Origin of the sequence: Rhodocaloribacter litoris, from assembly GCF_011682235.2 — a bacterium.
Classification (GTDB): domain Bacteria; phylum Bacteroidota; class Rhodothermia; order Rhodothermales; family ISCAR-4553; genus Rhodocaloribacter; species Rhodocaloribacter litoris.
This window is the reverse complement of record NZ_CP076718.1, coordinates 4,443,103-4,461,979: the sequence shown is the minus strand read 5'-3', so window position 1 is coordinate 4,461,979 and position 18,877 is coordinate 4,443,103. Positions and strand designations below refer to the sequence as shown.

General features: G+C 67.5%; 15 protein-coding genes, 1 tRNA gene and 1 riboswitch. Of the genes, 1 reads left to right on the top strand and 15 read right to left on the bottom strand.

Going from position 1 to position 18,877, the window contains the following annotated elements; all coding sequences use genetic code 11:
• Positions 1–18: 18 nt before the first annotated feature.
• The 12 genes from GQ464_RS18505 to GQ464_RS18450 all read right to left on the bottom strand — a co-directional run bounded on the left by GQ464_RS18505 (position 19) and on the right by GQ464_RS18450 (position 12,860).
• Positions 19–1,005, bottom strand: coding sequence for a FecR family protein (locus tag GQ464_RS18505; protein ID WP_166977647.1), 987 nt, complete (start codon positions 1,003–1,005; stop codon positions 19–21).
• Between the two features lie 60 nt (positions 1,006–1,065).
• Complete coding sequence (locus GQ464_RS18500; RefSeq protein WP_166977645.1) at positions 1,066–1,989, bottom strand: hypothetical protein; 924 nt, start codon at positions 1,987–1,989, stop codon at positions 1,066–1,068.
• Between the two features lie 116 nt (positions 1,990–2,105).
• Positions 2,106–2,696: an RNA polymerase sigma factor gene (locus GQ464_RS18495; RefSeq protein ID WP_166977643.1), complete on the bottom strand. Its 591-nt coding sequence runs from the start codon at positions 2,694–2,696 to the stop codon at positions 2,106–2,108.
• A gap of 202 nt (positions 2,697–2,898) precedes the next feature.
• Positions 2,899–2,974 (bottom strand) — tRNA-Lys (locus GQ464_RS18490).
• A 51-nt stretch (positions 2,975–3,025) separates the two neighbouring features.
• Entirely contained in the window at positions 3,026–4,954 is a 1,929-nt protein-coding gene (locus GQ464_RS18485) for a DNA gyrase/topoisomerase IV subunit B (protein ID WP_166977641.1), read from the bottom strand.
• 37 nt (positions 4,955–4,991) lie between these two features.
• Positions 4,992–7,343, bottom strand: coding sequence for a DNA gyrase/topoisomerase IV subunit A (locus GQ464_RS18480; RefSeq protein WP_166977639.1), 2,352 nt, complete (start codon positions 7,341–7,343; stop codon positions 4,992–4,994).
• A 162-nt stretch (positions 7,344–7,505) separates the two neighbouring features.
• A complete protein-coding gene (locus tag GQ464_RS18475) occupies positions 7,506–8,159 on the bottom strand; it encodes an AlbA family DNA-binding domain-containing protein (protein WP_166977637.1) in 654 nt (217 codons plus the stop codon).
• Between the two features lie 20 nt (positions 8,160–8,179).
• On the bottom strand, positions 8,180–9,238 hold the full coding sequence (locus tag GQ464_RS18470) for an NAD(P)H-dependent glycerol-3-phosphate dehydrogenase (RefSeq protein ID WP_228350446.1): 1,059 nt from the start codon (positions 9,236–9,238) through the stop codon (positions 8,180–8,182).
• Between the two features lie 43 nt (positions 9,239–9,281).
• On the bottom strand, positions 9,282–9,965 hold the full coding sequence (gene plsY / locus GQ464_RS18465) for a glycerol-3-phosphate 1-O-acyltransferase PlsY (RefSeq protein WP_166977635.1): 684 nt from the start codon (positions 9,963–9,965) through the stop codon (positions 9,282–9,284).
• Between the two features lie 104 nt (positions 9,966–10,069).
• Positions 10,070–11,098: a phosphoribosylformylglycinamidine cyclo-ligase gene (gene purM, locus GQ464_RS18460; RefSeq protein WP_166977633.1), complete on the bottom strand. Its 1,029-nt coding sequence runs from the start codon at positions 11,096–11,098 to the stop codon at positions 10,070–10,072.
• A gap of 115 nt (positions 11,099–11,213) precedes the next feature.
• Entirely contained in the window at positions 11,214–12,047 is an 834-nt protein-coding gene (locus tag GQ464_RS18455) for a squalene/phytoene synthase family protein (protein ID WP_166977631.1), read from the bottom strand.
• 27 nt (positions 12,048–12,074) lie between these two features.
• Positions 12,075–12,860 (bottom strand): enoyl-CoA hydratase/isomerase family protein, encoded by a 786-nt coding sequence (locus GQ464_RS18450; RefSeq protein ID WP_166977629.1) that lies wholly within the window; start codon positions 12,858–12,860, stop codon positions 12,075–12,077.
• A gap of 97 nt (positions 12,861–12,957) precedes the next feature.
• On the opposite strand from GQ464_RS18450, the gene GQ464_RS18445 reads away from it, so the two are divergent.
• Positions 12,958–15,210, top strand: a complete 2,253-nt coding sequence (locus GQ464_RS18445; protein ID WP_228350445.1) for an APC family permease — start codon at positions 12,958–12,960, stop codon at positions 15,208–15,210.
• A gap of 8 nt (positions 15,211–15,218) precedes the next feature.
• On the opposite strand, the gene GQ464_RS18440 is transcribed toward GQ464_RS18445, so the two are convergent.
• The 3 genes from GQ464_RS18440 to GQ464_RS18430 all read right to left on the bottom strand — a co-directional run bounded on the left by GQ464_RS18440 (position 15,219) and on the right by GQ464_RS18430 (position 18,359).
• Entirely contained in the window at positions 15,219–15,884 is a 666-nt protein-coding gene (locus GQ464_RS18440; protein WP_166977627.1) for a hypothetical protein, read from the bottom strand.
• Positions 15,865–17,181, bottom strand: a complete 1,317-nt coding sequence (thrC, locus tag GQ464_RS18435) for a threonine synthase (RefSeq protein ID WP_166977625.1) — start codon at positions 17,179–17,181, stop codon at positions 15,865–15,867. Before thrC ends, GQ464_RS18440 begins: the two co-directional genes overlap by 20 nt.
• 161 nt (positions 17,182–17,342) lie before the next feature.
• Positions 17,343–18,359: a homoserine kinase gene (locus GQ464_RS18430; RefSeq protein ID WP_166977623.1), complete on the bottom strand. Its 1,017-nt coding sequence runs from the start codon at positions 18,357–18,359 to the stop codon at positions 17,343–17,345.
• A 274-nt stretch (positions 18,360–18,633) separates the two neighbouring features.
• Positions 18,634–18,770: riboswitch (SAM riboswitch) on the top strand.
• Positions 18,771–18,877: the final 107 nt, after the last annotated feature.

Here is an 18,877-nt window from a genome sequence, read left to right as displayed (position 1 = left end):
ACCAGCAGGCACGCAATCCTACCGCACCGCATCATCCTCGAATCGGTAATGTCCCGGAGCGACCTCGACGAAGCGGCCTTCCAGCACCCGCCCCAGATCCTGCAGGGCCGGCGCCAGGCTGTCCAGCAACAGCGTTCCGCTTAGTTGCTGGGACGCGTGGGGTTCGGGCAGTTCGATCCGCACGCCGAAATGGTGAGCCAGCTCCGCCGTCACCCGGGCCGCCGGCTCCCGCGTAAAGGTCAACCGGCCCCGCATCCAGTCCAGATACGTCTCGGCGGGAGCGGGCTCCGGTGCCGTCAGCCGGCCGTCGGCCGTCAGGCGGCTGCGCTGGCCGGCGGCGAGCACCTGTTGCTGTCCGTGTGGACCTTCCAGTTGCACCTGTCCTTCCTCGAGGAAAACCTCGACCCCGCTCCAGGTGCGCACGTCAAACCGGGTCCCCAGCACCGTGACGCGCACCGGCCCGGACAGCACCTGAAAACGCCGCTCCGGCCGGTACGTCACGTCGAAGTACGCCTCCCCCTCCAGCCGGTATTGCAGAGAGGTTTCCGAGGCAGCGACCAGGTAGAGCCGGGAATGCGGGCGGAGCGTGATCCGCGACGTGTCCGGCGCCGTGTACACCTGTTGCGTTGCCCCGGCCGAAGCGACCAGATGGTGCGGCGTCTCACGACCCAGGTACAGCCACCAGCCCAGCCCGGCTGCAACCAGCACGAGCACCACGGCCGCCGCCCGGTACCAGATCGAACGGCCCACGGGAAGCCGCCGGAGGGGCCGGCGATCGGCCGACGGTTCCCGCATCCGCGCCTGGATGGCCTGCCAGAGACGCTCCTGCCGTTCCGGGACGACGTCCGGCGCCGTCCCGGCCTCGAACGCCAGCAAGGCCTGCACCAGCGGATCATCGGCCAGCTCCGGATCGGACGCCAGCGGACGCCCTTCTTCCCGGAGCCGGCCGATCCGCCGGGCCAGGACTTCGTCACGGTCGTTGTCGTTGTGAGACTGCCCGTTCATGGGAGTACGGGGAAGCGGGTTGGAGCGCCCCGCGGCTCCCCAACCCGCTTCGGGTTGCATTCACGAGCCCCGCTCCACGTCGCCGGTGCTCAGGAAAATACGGTACGTTTGCGGTACGCCAAAGAAGCGCATCAGGGCCGAACCGTCACCATTCAGTTCGATGGTTCCCTCCGCCTCGCGCACCACCTCCTGGTCGCCGGTGCGCCTGACCATCCGCACGTGGTAGATCAACGTACCGAAGGTCAGGTGTTCCAGCGAATCGGTTGCCGACGGCTTGAGAATGAGAACCCGCCCGTCGGTGACCAGCTGTGCCTGGAACTCCTGCTCGACCTTCTGGTCGCTGCGGTCGACGTACTGGCGGGTGCCTTCCATCTCCTGCTCGCCCGCAAAGGCGATCGTATCGCTCGCCGCCTCCAGGCCTTCAACGTGCCAGGTTGCGCGGCGCTCGAAGGAAGAGCTCCGCTCACCGCCCGAGGGTGTCCGATGGGCGATCGATCCCTTGCGGAAGCCTTCAAAGTCGATGGAAGCGATGCGGTCCTTTTCGGCGCGCGGCCGGGCAATGAACTGCCCCTCGGTGTCCTTGAAAATGTACGCCAGGAGCGTCTCGATGGACTTCTGGAAGCCGGGCCGCTTCACCTCGTGCAGGAAATGAAGCGTGTGGGTGCCTGTGGAGGAATCATAGTCCACCTCGTACCCGTGGCGCATGCCCCGCCAGTAGCGCGAGTTCAGGCCTGCGTCGTCGTTTTTCGAGGCGACATCGCCTGCCAGGAAGTACATGCCGTTTTCGTCGAACGTGGCGGTCGCATCGTACAGATCGGCCATGAGACCATCGCTCCGGTCGGCCAGCGACTGGGCCATGATTTCGGCCACGGCCTGTGCGTCTTCCTCGCTGAGCGCCGCCACGTTATCGTCCTGTAGCGTGTCGCAGGCTGCCAGCGACAGCGCCAGCAGCAGCGTCAGTCCGCCGCGATACAGCGTCTTCATTTCATTCCTCCTGCGTTTGTTCGGATGGTACGTCAGGCCGGCCTGATGCGGGCCGGCTACCTTCTGAACACACCAGCCGGCCGGTACCCCTATCCGAATCTCGAATTTTTTCCGGCTCAGCGGAAGCCGGCCAGCGCGGACCGGAGGTGGCGTAGCGCCTGGGCCATCTGGTTTTCCACGGTTTTCGGGCTGATGTCCAGCACTTCGGCTGCCTCCCGGTACGTGAGTCCTTGCAAGAAGCACAGCTCGAAGACGGCCCGGCGGCGCTCGGGGAGTCGTCCAACGGCTTCATGCAACCGCGCCCGCAAGAAGGTGGCGTCGGTCCGGCGATCCGCGCCCGGCGCGGGGTCCGGCAACTCGGGAAGCTCGGCCTCGTAGCTGAGGCGGCGCGAGTCCCGGAAGTGGTTCAGGGCCCGGTTGTGCCCGATCCGGAACAGGAACGCCCGGAGCGATCGGCTCGGATCGATCTGCGCCCGGCGTTCCCAGACGGCCAGAAACGCCTGCTGCACCAGGTCCTCCGCCACGTCCGGTGGGACCCCCATGCGTTCCAGGTAGTGCAGCAGGAAGGCATGATAGCGTTCGAAAAAGAGCCGGAAGCCCTGCCGGTCGCCGCGGTGGATGCGGCGGGCCAGCTCCACGTCGTCGAGCTCACCTACCGCGCCCTGCCAGGCCAGCAAAAGCAGCAGTCCGAGCGTTGCATCTGCCATCGTTTCCTCCGGACAAGCATCCCCCGCCGGGTATCGGCAAAAACGGCGGCGAATTAATGCGTGCCGGCCTGCCGGCGCGTCGAAGCCCGGCCAGTACGGGAGCGGGTCGCGGGAGAAGGAAAAAGCGATCGGTCGTGTACGGCGGGCACGAGCGAGGCGCCGGGGCGCCCCCACTAAAATGATCGGAAATGAAAAAGAGAAATGGTAGGCCCGGAGGGACTCGAACCCTCAACCCGCGGATTAAGAGTCCGCTGCTCTGCCAGTTGAGCTACGGGCCTGTGGCGGCGGGAATATACCCGTGCGGGGCGGGATTTGTTCTTCCCGGCCGGTCACACGTCCAATTCTTCAACTTCGGCGGCGTGCTTCATGATGAAGCCGTAGCGTGCCGAAGTGTCCCGGCCCATGAGCTCGGTGACGGTCTGTTCGGTGAGCAGCCGTTCCGTCTCCGGGATCGTCACCTGAAGCAGCCGCCGCCGTGCCGGGTCGAGCGTGGTTTCCTTCAGCGTCTCCGGCATCATCTCGCCGAGGCCCTTGAAGCGCTGGATCTCGACGCGGGCGTTCGGTTTCTGCTTCTTCACCCTGCGGATGATCCGATCCTTGTCCGCCTCGTCCAGGGCCCAGTAGGTTTCCTTCCCGATGTCGAGCCGGTACAGCGGCGGCTGGGCCAGGTAGACATAGCCCTCGTCGATGAGCGGGCGCATGTAACGATAGAAGAACGTCAGGAGAAGCGTGGCGATGTGATGCCCGTCGGCGTCGGCGTCCATGAGCAGGATCACCTTGTGGTAGCGCAGGTTTTCGAGCTGCAGGTGGTCACCCATGCCGCACCCGAGGGCCTGGACGATGTTGGAGAGTTCTTTGTTGTCCAGGACCTTTTTGAGGGTGGCCTGTTCGGCGTTGAGCACCTTGCCCCGCAGCGGCAAGACGGCCTGGAAGCGCCGGTCGCGGCCCTGCTTGGCCGAGCCGCCGGCCGAGTCGCCTTCCACGATGAAGATCTCACTTTCGGCCGGGTTCGTCGAGGTGCAGTCGGCCAGCTTGCCCGGGAGGTTGAGGCGGTGGCTGACGCTGGTCTTGCGCCGTACCTGCCGGGCGGCGGCGCGGCTGGCATGCCGGGCCCGGGCCGCCTGGATCACCCGGGTGGCGATGGCCTCGCCCGTCGTCGGGTGGGCGTTCAGAAACTGCTCGAGCTCCAGCCGGACGGCCGTGACGATCAACGAGCGGGCTTCCGGGTTGTTGAGCTTCTCTTTCGTCTGCCCCTGGAACTGCGGGTCGACCATGAACAGGTTAACGACCGCGATCAGTCCCTCCCGGATGTCGTCGGCAGAGATATCCAGGTTGCGCGGCAGCAGATCGTGCGTCTCCATGTAAGCGCGGACGGCACTGCGAACGGCGTCCTTGAGCCCCTGCTCGTGGGTGCCCCCGTCGCGCGTCGGAATCCCGTTGACGAAGGAGCAGACGTACTCCCGGGGCAGTTCGGTCCACTGGAGGGCCACCTCCACCCGGCTGCCGGCTTCCATCGCCTCCTGCTTCACGACGAACGGATCCGGATGCACCGGACGGGCCGACTGCTCCCGGAGCAGATGCGCCAGGTACTCGACGATCCCCCCTTCGTGGAAAAACTCGTACCGCCGGTCGTTTGCTTCGTCCCTGAAGAGGATCTTGAGATTTCCGTTCAGGAACGTTTTGACCTCGAGCTGTTCCCGGATCCAGGCCTCGTCGAACGTGGTGCTTTCGAAGATCTCCGGATCGGGCCGGAAGAAGATCGTCGTGCCGGTTCCCCGGGCGTTTTTCTGGATGCACTTGAGCTTCGTGACCGGCTTGCCGCGGCGAAAACGCTGCTGGTAGACGTTGCCGTCGCGTTTCACGGTGGCGACCAGTTCTTCGGAAAGGGCATTGACGACCGAGGCGCCGACGCCGTGCAACCCGCCCGAGGTGATGTAGTTGCGGTTGTCGAACTTACCGCCCGCGTGCAGCGTGGTCAGGATGAGTTCGAGCGCCGGTACCTTCTTCGTGGGGTGTTTGTCGACGGGGATGCCCCGCCCGTTGTCGCTGACGGTGACGCTTCGCCCGTCCCGGTGCAGCGTCACCTCGATGAGCGAGGCATAGCCGTTCGTTGCCTCGTCGACGGCGTTGTCCACGATCTCCCAGAGCAGGTGATGGAGCCCCGGCTTGCCCGTCCCCCCGATGTACATGCCGGGACGCTTGCGGACGGGTTCGAGTCCCTCCAGGACTTGGATGTCTTTTCCGGTGTAGGCTTGCATTGCAATAACGGTCTTAATGTCCCCGGTCCGGTCGTCCTCAGCCCCTGCCGTTCAACGGCAGCTCAACCGGCTCCCGGATCACCCGGCGAAGCCCCCCGCGCCGGATGATCTGGCGCCCCTTGTTGCCCCGCCGCGTCACCTCGAACTTGGTCGTCCGCACCACCTCCCGCCGGCCCCGCGTCGTCTCCACCTCCAGCCCCTGCCGGGCCGCCGACGAGAGCGTCGCCCCGAGAACCCGATCGCCCTTCCCCAGCCGCATCGCAATGACGCCCTTCGCCGCACTCTTGAACACCGGGAGCTGGCGAACGGGAAAGATCAGCACGTATCCTTCCGCAGAAGCCAGGCACACGTTCTCGCCTCCCCCGGCCGGCTCGGCCATGACCACCCGGTCCCCGTCGGCCAGGCGCATGAACATCCGCCCGTTCTTCGTGGAGGGTTCGGTGAAGCCCGCCACGGGCAGGCGCACGGCCTGCCCCTGCTCCGTCACCGCCACCAGAAACGGCCCTGTCTCTCCCTCACCGGCCGCCTCGCCGTTCGACGCCCCCTCGAAAAGCTCCGGCGCATCCCGCCCGGCCGGCTCCTCTTCCACCTTCGGCAGCACGCGGGGATCGAAGCTGATCACCCCGACGATCTGCTCCCTGTCCGAAAAGTCGAACATCTTCTGGATCGGATTGCCGTGGCCGGTCGTGTTCGGCAACTCGTCGATGCGGGCCGTGTAGGCCCGGCCGAAGTTCGTCAGGAACGCCACCGTGGCCCGGGTCGAGCCCGGCAGCACCCATCCAACCTCGTCGCCGTCGCGCACGCGGATGCTCTGCACCTCCGTGTAGGAACGCTGCCGCTTCACCCATCCGTCCCGCGAGACGATCACGTAGACGTCCTCCGCCACGATGTAGTCCTCTTCGGAATACTCCAGGTGCTCGTCCGGGCCGGCGATGGTCGTGCGGCGCGCGTCGGCGTATTTCTTCTTGATCTCGCGCAACTCCTCCCGGATCAGCTTCCAGCGGGCCGCCTCGTCGCCGAGCAACGCCCGGAGTTCCGCCGCCTGGCGCTCCTTCTCCTCGAGCTCCTTCCGGATGGCCTCGATCTCCAGCCGGGACAGCTTGTAGAGCCTGGTTTCGAGGACGGCCTCCGCCTGCACGTCGTCGAGGCGGAAGCGGTGCATGAGGCGCTGCGCCGCATCCTGCTTGTCCTCGGAGGCACGGATGATCTTGATGGCCTCGTCGAGCGCGTCGAAGATCTTTTCGAAGCCGCGCAGGATGTGGATCCGCTTCTCGAGTTGTTCGAGCTCGTATTGCAGCCGGCGCACGACGACCTCCATCCGGAAGTCGAGGAAGTGCCGGAGGATGGTCACCAGGTCCACCCGGGCGGGAACGGCCACCTCCGGGTTGGCCGTCGGCACCAGGCAGGTCAGGTTGACGTGAAAGCGGGTTTGCAGCGACGTATGCTTGAAAAGGTACGCCATGGCAGCTTCGGGGTCCGCCCCGCGCCGGAGCTCCAGGACGATGCGCACCTCGTCCGTGGATTCGTCCCGGATGTCGACGAGCTGCGGCACCCGCTCGTGGGCGATGTGGTCGGCGATCTGCTCGATGAGCGCGGCCTTCGTCACGCCGTACGGGATCGAATAGAGGACGATCTGTTTCTTGCCCTCGACCCGGTACTCGCCGCGCAGTTCGACGGCCCCTTCGCCCTGCTCGTAGATCTGCACGAGGGAGTCCGCATCGTTGAGGACCCGCCCGCCCGTGGGAAAGTCGGGTCCTTTGATGAAGTTCGACACGAGCGTGGCGACACGGGCATTCGGGGAGCTGATCAGGTAGATGAGTGCATCGACGACCTCGCCCAGGTTATGCGGGGGAATGTTCGTCGCCATGCCGACGGCGATCCCGCTGGCGCCGTTGACGAGCAGGTTCGGCACCCGGGCCGGGAGCACCACGGGTTCGAAGAGCGTCCCGTCGAAGTTCGGCCGGAAATCGACGGTCTGTTTCCGGATCTCGTCGAGCAGTTCCATGGCCAGGGGCCGGAGGCGGGCCTCCGTGTAGCGCATGGCAGCCGGGTTGTCGCCGTCGAGCGAGCCGAAGTTGCCGTGCCCGTCGACCAGGGGCGCACGCAGCGAGAAGTCCTGCGCCATGCGGACCATGGCCTCATAGATGGCGGCATCGCCGTGCGGGTGGTACTTGCCGATCACCTCCCCCACCACCGTGGCGCTCTTGCGGTAGCGGGCGTCGGGGTAGAGCCGCAGGTTTGTGTACATGGCGTAGAGGATACGCCGTTGCACCGGCTTGAGCCCGTCGCGGATGTCCGGCAAGGCACGGCTGGTAATAACGGACAACGCGTAGTTCAGATACCGCGTACGCGTCGTCTGGTGCAGGGGAATGACGTCGACTACGGGCATTTTTTTCTTTACAATAACGGTTTCATCACGGCCGGTACGGCACAATGTACGAAAACGACGGTGACAATGGTACGACATACCACGCCGGGCACGCTCGCGCGCCACGACCGGCCACCGCTCCGGGCGCACCTCCCGCCGCCGGGCGGCGACGGGGCCGGCGCCTCAACCCTCTTCCTCGTACGCCAGCGTGAAATAGTCCTCCCCGGGATTCGTGTGCAGGAGCAACACACCGGCCCGGGTCATCAGCACGAGCGTCTGGGAAGCCCGGTGCGGGGTCAGGTGCGCCAGCTGCGCGAATTGCGCCACGGTGATCCGGCCGTACTGCTCCAGGTACCGCATCAGCAACAGCTCCTTCTCCCCGAACGTGAACTGCACCCCGGCCGGGCTCCGCTCGGCCCGCATCAGCTGCACCTTCTCCGCGCTCGCCTCCACGCTCATGTCGGCCACCCGCACGTAGGCCGTGGCGGAAGCCTGGCCGTTGTTCACCACGAAATGCGGCTTGGCGGCACTCTCCGGCACGTGCACCACGATCACATCTCGCCGCCGGGTGACCTCGATGCGCTCGACCTGGATCGAGACGGCCGGGGTGCAATGCCGCTCCAGCGCCTGCCGGAGCGAGAACTCCTCCTCGCCCGCATCGCGCACGCCCAGGATGGTGCCGTCGTCGGCCACCCCCAGCAGCAGATGCCCGCCGTTCGTATTGGCAAAGGCGACGATCTCTTTGGCCATGCGGGCCGGGTGCGGCACGCGGCGCTTGAATTCGAGACGCGGTCCCTCACCGAGAGCGACCAGCCGGGTCAGTTCGCGAAGCGTCATGATCGTCGGCGGTTGCGTGGTCATTGCCGCCCGGCGCCCGCATGCCGGACGCGCTCCTGAAGGCAGTCCGGAAGCCAGTCCTCCTGCTTGGCCGACCGCGTCATCAACTCGTTGACGGCCTCCTGCGGCTTTTTCCCCTCGAAAAGGATGGCGTAGACCGCTTCCGTGATGGGCATTTCGATCTCGAGGCGGCGGGCCAGGTCGCGCACGGAGCGGGTCGTCCGCACCCCTTCGGCCACCATGGTCATCTCGCGCTCGACCGCCTCGAGCGTCTTGCCCCGGCCGATCTGCTCGCCGAGGTAGCGGTTGCGGCTGTGCCGGCTCATGCACGTGACGACCAGGTCCCCGATGCCGGCCAGGCCGACAAACGTTCCGGCCTCGGCCCCCAGGGCAAGCCCCAGCCGCTGGATCTCGGCCAGGCCGCGGGTGATGAGGGCGGCCTTCGCGTTGTCGCCGTAGCCGACGCCGTCGCTGATGCCGGCCGCGATCGCCATCACGTTCTTGACCGAGCCCGCGATCTCCACCCCGATGACGTCCGTGTTGGCATAGACGCGCAGGCGCGGGGTCATGAACGTGTCCTGGATCTCCTCGGCCACGGCAAGGTCGGGAGCCGCCGCCACGACGGCCGTCGGGCAGCCGGTCACCACCTCCTCGGCGTGGCTCGGCCCGTAGAGTACCCCGATGCGTGCCCGGGGGACGTTCTCCAGCACCTCGGCGAGCACCTGCGTGGTCGTCAGCAGCGTGCCGTTCTCGATGCCCTTGGCCACGGAGACGACGATCAGGTCCGGACGGGCATAGGGCCTGAGCCGCGCGGCGACCTCCCGGACGCTCTGGGAGGGTGTGGCAAAGACCCACAGGTCCTGGTCCGTCGCGGCCGCCGCCAGGTTCGAGGTAATGTGTACGGAGTCCGGCAGGTGGGCCTGCGGCAGGTAGGTCGGGTTGTAGCGTTCCTGATCCATGAAGGCCGCCGCGGCGGGGCGTCGCGCCCACAGCGACACCTGGTGTCCGGCCGAGGCCAGGCTGATCGTCAGGGCCGTGCCCCAGCTGCCCGCCCCGATGACTGCGATTTTTTTAGCCACCTGCCTGATGGAGCCGTGAAAAGAGCGTCTACCTGCCCGGGGATCAAAGTTCTCCGCGTCCCCGCATCCCCCGGGCCGGCCGGAACGTCCGGACCCGGTTCTCCGTCCCGTTGAGCAACCGCCGGATGTTCGCACGGTGCGCGTAGATGATGCCCAGGGCCATCAGAATGCTGATGATGAGCAGGCTGCCGTCGAGCGAATCGACGTGAAACAGGTACTTCCGGATGGCCACGGCCGAGGGGAACGCAATGGTCGCCGTCAGGGAAGCCAGCGACACGTAGCGCGAGGTCAAGAGCACCAGGGCAAAGACGCCCAGGGTGATCAGCATCGTCACGGGGGAAAGCGCAAACAACACCCCGGCCGCGGTATTGACCCCCTTGCCGCCCTTGAAGCCGGCCCAGACCGGGAACATGTGCCCGACGATCGCGGCCAGCCCGGCCAGCATGCGCACGAAGGTCTCGACGTGCCAGAAAGCCAGCCCGGAGGGCAGATCATCCAGCCGGATCGTGGCGATCACCCCCGCGGCCAGCAGGCCCTTCCCCAGGTCGACGACGGTCGCCAGCACCCCGGCTTTCCACCCGAGCACCCGGAAGACGTTCGTGGCCCCGGCGTTGCCGCTCCCATAGTGGCGGATGTCTATCCCGTAGAGCCATTTACCTACCCAGACGCTCCCGGGAATGGACCCGGCAAGATAGCTGAGAACGACGATGACGGCAATCGAGAGCATAGACGGTCACAAACAAGATGAAACGGGCCTCCCTCCATGCCGGGAGGACTGGACTAGAACGGCGAATCGGGGCGTTTTGTTTTCCGCGCCCGCCGGCGCTGCGGCTACGAACGCTGCACCGCCTCCGGCCGCGCCACACGGCCTACCCGACCGATCTGCACCGGTGCCTCGCCCCGCGCGCGCAACACGGCCTCGGCGGCTTCCACCTGCCCGGCCGGCACCACGGCGATCAGCCCGATGCCCAGGTTGAAGGTGCGCCGCATGTCCTCCTCGGGAACGTTTCCGAGCGACTGGATGAGCCGGAAGAGGGCGGGCCGCTCCCAGGCCGCGTAGTCCACCTCGAACGTGAGCCCTTCGGGCATCACCCGCGCCGTGTTGCCCGGGATGCCGCCACCGGTCACGTGCACGAAGGCATGCGCCAGGTCCTGCTCGATGAGGGCACGGATGGCCTGCAGATACGAGCGGTGCACCGCCAGCAGTGCCTCGCCGACCGTCTGCCCTCCCAGCCCGGCGGGTCGGTCGGCCACCCCGTAATGGGCAAAGAGCACCTTGCGGGCCAGCGAATACCCGTTGGTGTGCAGCCCGGTCGACGGCAACCCGATGAGCACATCGCCTTCCTGCACGCGACTCCCGTCGAGGATCTGCTCCTTCTCGACGACCCCGACGATGGTGCCGGCCAGGTCGTACTCGCCGGTCTCGTACAGGTCGGGCATCTCGGCCGTCTCACCGCCGATGAGCGCGCACCCGTTCTCGCGGCAGGCCGTGGCAAACCCCCGCACCACCGCCTCGGCCACCTCCGGGTCCAGCTTTCCGGTCGAGAAATAGTCCAGGAAGAACAGCGGCACGGCCCCGCAGACGGCGATGTCGTTCACGCAATGGTTGACCAGGTCCTGTCCCACGGTGTCGTGCCGGTTCATCCGGAACGCCACCTTCAGCTTGGTCCCCACGCCGTCGACGGAGGAAACGAGCACGGGATGCCGGTACCGCCGAAAGTCAGGTTCGAAAAAAGCCCCGAACGCGCCGATATCCGCCAGCACCCCGGGCGTGAACGTCTCGCGCACGAGGGGTTTGATCCGGCGGACCGTCTCCTCGCCGGCATCGATGTCGACGCCGGCCTCACGATAGGTTGTCATAAAAAAAGCAGGATGGGAGTATGGTGAAACGGGCACAGGGGAGAACGAAGCCGCGCGGCACCGGAAAAAGGCCCGCGCAGGCCCACACGCCCCCGGTGACCCGACAAGATACGCATTAACGCGAGAAGATCGACCGGCCGAAGCGGGCCTGCATCAGCACCTGAAGCCGCCGGAAACGCGAGAGGGTGGGCGGTGCCTGCCACAGGTCATACCCGCGCCGCTCGACCTCGCTCAGCACCTCCAGGGCACCGAGCCAGTAACGCTTCAGGGTGCGGGCATAGCGGGGCTCCAGCTCGTCCAGAAGGGGACGGCCCTGGGCAAAGGCATCGCGGGCCCGCACGACCTGCTTCCAGAGCAGCCGCCGCACGGCTTCCGAGTGGGCGCCGGTGCGCAGGGCCTCCAGCGAGACGCCGGCCCTGTCCAGGTCTTCCAGGGGGATGAAGAGCCAGTCCCGCTCCAGCTCGGACGGCAGGTGCAGCAGGCGCCCGACCAGGAAAAAACCGGTCGCCAGTTCTTCGATCCAGGGCTGCTGCCAGGCACCGGCGGCACCGGCCAGGCGGCCCAGGAGCCGCCCGTGTGCCCCGGCAAAAGCGGCGGCAAAGTCGCGCAGCGCGGCGGCGGTCTCGAAGCGCACCGGCCCGGTCAGCCCGGCAGCCGCCCGGACCTGCCCGGCCAGCAATGCCACGGGCATGTTTCTCTGCTCGCACACGGCACGGGCCGCCCCGTACACCTCCAGCGGCACCACCCCGTCCGGCTCTCCGGCTGCCACCCGTTCCGCGGCCTCCGTCCAGTCCCCGGCTGCATGCGGGTGAGCGGCGGCGGCGTGGGCGGCCGCCCACAGCGAAAGGTGCCAGCGCCAGAGGGCCCGGGCAGCTTCCCGCGCCTGGCCGGTCCACGGATCGTCATAGAACGGCAACGGCAGGCTATGCGCTCCCGACACGGTCGTCATCACAGGATGGTTCGCAAGAAAGAGGGTTCACGTCCGCCATGGCGGGTCCGATTTGTCCAGAAACGCACGGATGCCGGCCCGGCAGTCGGCGGTGCCCCGGGCGAGGGCGTTCACCCGGGCGGCGTAGTCGAGGGCCTCCTTCAGGCCCATGCCCGGCACCTGCGCGAGCATCCGTTTCGTCAGGGCCAGGGCCGAGGCACTGGTTTCTCGGGCCAGTTCACGGGCCAGGGTCGTCGCCTCGGCCTCGAGCGCCTCCGGCGATACGGCCCGGGTGATGAGCCCGATCCGGGCCGCCTCGGCGGCGGTGACGAGGTGGCCCCGCAACAGCAGGTCGCGGGCGGACGCCTCGCCGAGCTTGCGCAGGACGAAGACCATCACGATGGCCGGCACGAACCCGATGCGGACCTCCGTGAAGCCCAGGCGGGCTTCCTCCGTGGCGATTGAGAAGTCGCACACGGCCGCCAGGCCGCACCCCCCGGCGATGGCATGGCCGTTTATTTTTGCAATAACGGGCTTCGGGTGCAGGTAGATCGCCTCGAACAGACCGGCCAGGTGTTCCGAATCGGCCAGGTTCTCCTCGGCCGTGGCCGACTGCAACGCCTCGAGCGCCGCCAGGTCGGCTCCCGCCGAGAACACCCGCCCGGCTCCGGTCAACACCACCACCCGGCACCCCGGGTCCGACGCGGCGTCCGCCAGCGCCGCCCTCAGCGCCGCCACCATCGCCCCGTTGAGCGCGTTCCGCTTCTCCGGCCGGTGCATCTCCACCACCGTCACCGGACCGTCCTTTTCTACCCTGACAAGCTCCTCAGACATGCCGCCTCCCGGCTGTACCCGGTCTGGACACCACGTTGCGAAACCGCCTGTGGCGGCGTAGCTTCCGTCGTCCTTTACGGATAAGCCCCTTTTTTTCGTGGAAACACAGGCCACTTCTTCTTCCGACACCCCCCGGCGGGGACATGGCTTCGGCACGGCGCCGGTCTTCCTGGCCGGCATCAGCACCATCCTCGGCGCCATCATGTTCCTCCGCTTCGGATACGCGGTGGGACACGTCGGGCTCCTGGGGGCCCTGGCCATCATCCTGCTCGGGCACCTGGTCACCGTCCCCACGGCCATGGCCCTGGCCGAGATCGCCACGAACCGGAAGGTAGAGGGCGGCGGAGAATATTTCATCATCTCCCGCTCCTTCGGCACCACCATCGGGAGTGTCATCGGCATCTCGCTCTACCTCTCGCAGGCCATCTCGGTCGCCTTCTACATGATCGCCTTTGCCGAGGCCTTCACCCCGCTGGCGGGGAGCTTTGAACGAACCTTCGGCATCGGCTTCGACCCTCGCTTCGTCTCCCTGCCGGCCACCGTCGCCCTGATCCTGCTCATGCTCACGAAGGGCGCCGACCTGGGGGTGCGGGCCCTCTACGTCGTCGTGGGCACGCTGGCGGTGGCCCTGCTCCTCTTCTTCCTGGGCAACCCGCTGCCGGGCTACGCCCCGGAGCAGGTCACCCTCACCGATCGCATTGCCGACGCCGACCCGTTCATGATCGTCTTCGCCATCTGTTTCCCCGCCTTCACGGGCATGACGGCCGGCGTCGGGCTCTCGGGCGACCTGGCCAACCCCCGCCGCTCGATCCCCGCCGGCACGCTGGCCGCCACGCTCACCGGGATGGTCGTCTACGTTTTCATCGTGATCAAGCTGGCTTTCTCGGCCCCTCCCGAGGCCCTCGCCGGGAACCAGCTCATCATGGCCGAGATTGCCCTGTGGGGCCCGATCATCCCGATCGGCCTGGCCTGTGCCACGCTGAGCTCGGCCATCGGCTCCATCCTGGTGGCACCGCGGACCTTGCAGGCACTCGGCTCGGACGCCAGCCTGCCCTGGGGCAAGCTGAACCCCTGGCTGGCCCGGGGCGTAGGGCAGGTCAACGAGCCACGGAATGCCACGCTCGTCACCGCCGGAGTGGCGCTCGTCATCGTGGCTCTGGGCAACGTCGACTTCGTGGCGCGGCTCATCTCCATGTTCTTCATGGTCACCTACGGCTCGCTGTGCGCCATCAGCTTCCTCGAGCACTTTGCCGCACGGCCCAGCTACCGCCCGAGCTTCCGGTCGCGCTGGTACATCAGCCTCTTCGGCGCCGTGATGTGCCTGTTCCTGATGTTCCAGATGGACCCGCTCTACGCAATCCTGGCGCTGGTGATCATGGTCGGGCTCTACCGGCTGATCCTGCGCACCCGCGGCAACGAACAGGACGACCTGGCCGAGATGTTTGAAGGGGTAATGACCCAGCTGACCCGCTACCTGCACATCAAACTGCAGACCCGCTCGGAGACGTCCCGCCCGCAAGAATGGCGTCCCAGCGTGATCATGGTCAACAACCGCACCTTCGACCGCCGTGCGCCGCTGGCCCTGTTGCGCTGGCTCTGTCACCGTTACGGCTTCGGCACCTACCTCCACTTCATCCAGGGACACCTGAACGACGCTTCCTATGCGGAAAGCCGCCGCGTGAAGGAAAAGCTCATCCAGATGGCGCGCGTGCAGAACAGCCCCGTCTACATGGACACCATCGTCAGCCCGTCGATCATCTCGGCGCTGGCCCAGAGCCTGCAGGTGCCGGGCGTCTCGGGGCTGAACAACAACACCGCCATGTTCGAGTTCTCGGTGCACGACCCGCCGGAGGTCGTCTCCGAAGTGCTGAAAAGCTGCACGTTCGCCGCCAGTACCCGGATGGCCCTGCTGGTGCTCCGGCACGGGGATCACCACTTCGGCGAACGCCGCAACCTGCACATCTGGCTCACCTGGAACGACGGCGACAACGCCAACGTGATGATCCTGCTCAGCTATATCCTGCTGGGTCACCCGGAGTGGAAAAACGCCGAGATCAGCGTGTTCGCCGCCCTGCCCCGCCACCAGATTGCCGAGCAGAAAACCCGGTTCGAGCAGCTCATCGAAGAAGGACGCCTCCCCATCTCACGAAAGAACATCCGCTTCCTCCCCACCGACGACGTGGCCTCCTTCCGCAGCCTCGTGGCCGAGTATTCGTCCGACGCCGACCTGACCGTGGTGGGGTTCGACCTGCAGGGTCTCTCCGAACGCCGCGAGGCCGTCTTCACGAACCACCCCTACCTGCGCGACGTGCTGTTCGTCCACGCTCCGCACGAGATCGAGATCCGCTGACCCTCCGTTCACCCGGCCCCCGCCGCACGCGTCACCGTGCAGCAGAAGCGATAGAATGGCCAGCAGCGGTGCCAGACACGCACCACCTCGCCCGTGAGCCGGGGCCCCAGGGCCAGCACCGCCTCGCGGGGCAGGCGCTCGCCGGCCCATACGCTTTTTTGGGTTTGCAATAACGGCACACCCGCCCGCCAGGACGCCCCCTCCGTCCCGGGCAGGTGCGCCCGCACCGCCTTCCACACCGCCCGCGCCGGCTCCCCGGCATAGACGCCGACCTTCAGGCCGTCCGCGTGCAGGCTCACGATCAACTGCACGTCCGCCAGCCGCCGCCGGCCCACCCGGTAAAACGCCATCCAGTAGTGCGCGTGGCAGCCGCCCGCCCCAAAGTCGTTCTTCAGAAAGCGGCTGAACACGTTGCGCTCCGTCTCCAGCGCCAGGGCGTTCGGCAGCACCCACCGTACCGCCAGGTCGTCCCGCAGCCGGCGAAACGGCGCCTGCACGTACCGCCGCAACGCCTCCTTCTCGACGCGGTACCGTTCGATGTGCGGCTCGGCCTTCAGCCGCGCCAGCGCCGCGAACGCCGCCGGCCCGAATCCCTCGAACAGCGGGTCCGCCGGCGGCACGTCGACCAGCGCCCCGGCCGGCACCTCGGCAGGATCACGCCCGGGCGGCTGCATCGGCCGGCAGGTGCTCCAGCAGGTGTTCCGTCCCGGCCTCGATGGACCGGACCGACGTGGCCGCCCCCCGCAACCGGGCCAGTTGCTCCGGCACCTCCGGCTCGACGCCCAGCGCCTCGCGGAGGACCTCGGGGAATTTGGCCGGATGGGCCGTGGACAGCACCACGACGGGCGTGACGTCGCCGGTGGCCTCGCGATAGCGCCGCGCGGCTTCGAGCCCGACGGCCGTGTGCGGATCGGCCAGGTAGCCTGTCTCGGCGCGCACCCGCCGGATGGCAGCCAGCGTCTCCTCGTCGCGGACGCTGGTGCCCCAGATGCGCCGCCGGAGTTCCTCCACCGGCAGCAGTGCCCGGAGCCGCTCGTAGTTGCTCGGCACACCCACGTCCATTGCGTTCGAGAGCGTCCGCACCGAGGCCCGGTACGTCTCCGCTCCCCCCGCCAGCACGCGCGGGAAGAAATCGTTCGCGTTGTGCGCGGCGATGAAGCGCCCGACGGGCAGCCCGCCGAGCGCCGCCAGCACGCCGCCGGTCAGGTTCCCCAGGTTGCCGCTGGGAACGCAGAAGTGGACCCGCTCGAACCCGCCCTGGTGTACGGCCCAGACGTAGTACAGCATCTGCGGCAGGAGCCGCCCGACGTTGATCGAGTTGGCCGACGAGAGGCGCAGCCGCGCAGCCGCCTCGTGCACGAACGCCTCCTTGACCATCCGCTGGCAGTCGTCGAACGTGCCCCGGACGGCAAGGGCCTGCACACCGGGACGCGCCACGATGAGCTGGAGCTCCTGCGTGGGGCTGACCTGCCCGGCCGGATACAGCAGCACCACCCGGATGTTACCCTGCCCGGCGAACCCGTCGGCGACGGCGCTGCCCGTGTCCCCGGACGTGGCGACGAGGATCGTGACCGTCTCCTGCCGCCCGGCCAGGAAGTGCCCCATCAGGCGCGCCATCGTCCGCGCTCCGAAATCCTTGAACGAAAGCGTCGGGCCATGGAAAAGCTCCAGGACGTAGACGCCGTCCCAGCCCCCGCCCCGGAGCGGGACGAGCGGCACCGGAAACGACAGGGCGTCCGCCAGCAGCGGCGCCAGGACGTCACGCGGAACCTCGTGCCCGATCCACCGGTCGAGCACCGCGAGGGCCATCTCCGGGAACGACCCGGCCGAGCGCCAGGACGAAGGCAACGCCGGGATTGCTTCCGGAACGAACAGCCCGCCGTCGGGCGCCAGCCCTTCGAGCAGCGCGTCCTCGAACGACACCGACGCGGCCCCACCCCGGGTGCTGCGATACGCAGGATGCAGGTTCATCGTTAACGGTCGGAAGATGGCAAATGGAAGATTGAACACCGGGGAGACCCGTTGTGCCTCGCGACAAAAATCCGTACGAACCCGTCATCGACCCGTGCCCATCCGCGTGCCATGAACGGGCAGGCGGGGACGATGCACGACCTGTGGATGACACGGGACGATCACCGCACCGCCCGGGCGCCCTGGTCGTCGATGCCCGAGACGAAGCCGCGGGCGGGGATACCGGCGTTCCGGCTGGCTTCCAGCATGGCCTGCAGGATCGCCTCGACGCGGCCGGCCTCGCCGGTGAGGGCGAAGAGGGCGGGGCCGGAGCCGCTCAGCGCGCAGCCGCACGCGCCGGCATCCAGGGCAGCGCGGCGCACGGCTTCATAGCACGGCACCAGCGGCGCCCGCACCGGCTCCACCAGGCGGTCCGCCATGATGCACCGGCCTACGGTCTCCCAGTCCCCGGCCCGGAAGGCATCCACCAGGAAGGCGAAAGCCGCGGCGTTGCGGACGGCATCGCGCAACGGTACCTCCTGCGGGAGGATGGCCCGGGCCGCCTTCGTCAGCACCTGCACCTGCGGCAGGATGACGGCGATCGACAGGCCGGGGGGCACACCGACGCGGCGATGGCGGGCGGGGTCGTCCGGGTCCACCAGCACCAGCCCGCCCAGCAGGGCGGGCAGGACGTTGTCCCCGTGCCGGCTCCCGGAGGCTACGGTCTCTCCCTCGAGCACCGCCTCGATGAGGTCCCCATCGGTCTTCTCCAGCCCGCCGCCGAAGGCGACGTTCGCTGCCCAGGCCCCCGCCACGGCACTCGCCGCCGAGCTGCCCAGCCCGGAGCCCGGCGGGATGCCCTTGTGAATCCGGAGCGCAAGCCCCCCTTCCACACCGAGCCGCTGCATCACCAGGTGCGCCGCCATCCCCGCCGTGTTCTCCGCAACCGACGGCGGGGGCGTCCACGCCACGGCCCCCTCCCCCGGCAACAGGTGCACCCCGGGCTCCTCCACCACGCGTGCCTCGATCACATCCCCCCAGCCGTCCAGACAGAGGCCCACCGCGTCGAAGCCGGGTCCCAGGTTGGAAAGCGAGGCCGGCCCCCGCACCGCGATGGCCTCGCCAACCGGCCGCAGGGCATCAATGACTGAACGTTCGGTCTGCACGGCGGTACGATACCGGTCTTCTATCCTACCCATCCGGCCACCCGATCGCCGTTCGGCGTGCACCGTACTCCGTGGCAGGCAGCATGAAAAGGCCCCGCGAAATACGCACAGCGAAACAAGCCACACACCGGGCCGGCCGCAAAAGCATCAGGGGCGTAAGGTACGACGAGATGCCCGGCACGATCCTCGACCCCGCTTCAGAAAGCCCTATTCTAAGCCAATTCTTCACAACGAAATTTTTTTTCGCAAAACCGGAAACTTGCCCTTGCCGGTCGTGTAGGATGGGGCTAAGTTTGAAAAGTCTGTTTGCTCATCCAGAAGGGTGGAGGGTGCAGGCCCGATGAAGCCCTGGCAACCCCTACACTACTCCCACACCGGTATGCCGGCTGGGTGTAGGAAGGTGCCAAGTCCTGCCTCGTACTTCGGCGCGAGGAAAGATGAGCGGGAGATGCACAGTCTGCCCCGGGCGGGGCCGCTACTGACCTCTTCCGCTACGTCGCGCGGGAGAGGTTTTTTCATGGCCTCTCTTGCCACGTAGCCGCACCTCCGGG

Excerpts from the sequence above, each read along its gene's own strand:
- GQ464_RS18450 (WP_166977629.1), bottom strand. The coding sequence starts at position 12,860 with ATGTCTGAGGAGCTTGTCAGGGTAGAAAAGGACGGTCCGGTGACGGTG.
- purM (WP_166977633.1), bottom strand. The coding sequence starts at position 11,098 with ATGACAACCTATCGTGAGGCCGGCGTCGACATCGATGCCGGCGAGGAG.
- GQ464_RS18500 (WP_166977645.1), bottom strand. The coding sequence starts at position 1,989 with ATGAAGACGCTGTATCGCGGCGGACTGACGCTGCTGCTGGCGCTGTCG.
- GQ464_RS18505 (WP_166977647.1), bottom strand. The coding sequence starts at position 1,005 with ATGAACGGGCAGTCTCACAACGACAACGACCGTGACGAAGTCCTGGCC.
- GQ464_RS18480 (WP_166977639.1), bottom strand. The coding sequence starts at position 7,343 with ATGCCCGTAGTCGACGTCATTCCCCTGCACCAGACGACGCGTACGCGG.
- GQ464_RS18440 (WP_166977627.1), bottom strand. The coding sequence starts at position 15,884 with ATGCAGCCGCCCGGGCGTGATCCTGCCGAGGTGCCGGCCGGGGCGCTG.
- GQ464_RS18485 (WP_166977641.1), bottom strand. The coding sequence starts at position 4,954 with ATGCAAGCCTACACCGGAAAAGACATCCAAGTCCTGGAGGGACTCGAA.
- GQ464_RS18495 (WP_166977643.1), bottom strand. The coding sequence starts at position 2,696 with ATGGCAGATGCAACGCTCGGACTGCTGCTTTTGCTGGCCTGGCAGGGC.
- thrC (WP_166977625.1), bottom strand. The coding sequence starts at position 17,181 with ATGAACCTGCATCCTGCGTATCGCAGCACCCGGGGTGGGGCCGCGTCG.
- GQ464_RS18455 (WP_166977631.1), bottom strand. The coding sequence starts at position 12,047 with ATGACGACCGTGTCGGGAGCGCATAGCCTGCCGTTGCCGTTCTATGAC.
- GQ464_RS18475 (WP_166977637.1), bottom strand. The coding sequence starts at position 8,159 with ATGACGCTTCGCGAACTGACCCGGCTGGTCGCTCTCGGTGAGGGACCG.
- plsY (WP_166977635.1), bottom strand. The coding sequence starts at position 9,965 with ATGCTCTCGATTGCCGTCATCGTCGTTCTCAGCTATCTTGCCGGGTCC.
- GQ464_RS18430 (WP_166977623.1), bottom strand. The coding sequence starts at position 18,359 with ATGGGTAGGATAGAAGACCGGTATCGTACCGCCGTGCAGACCGAACGT.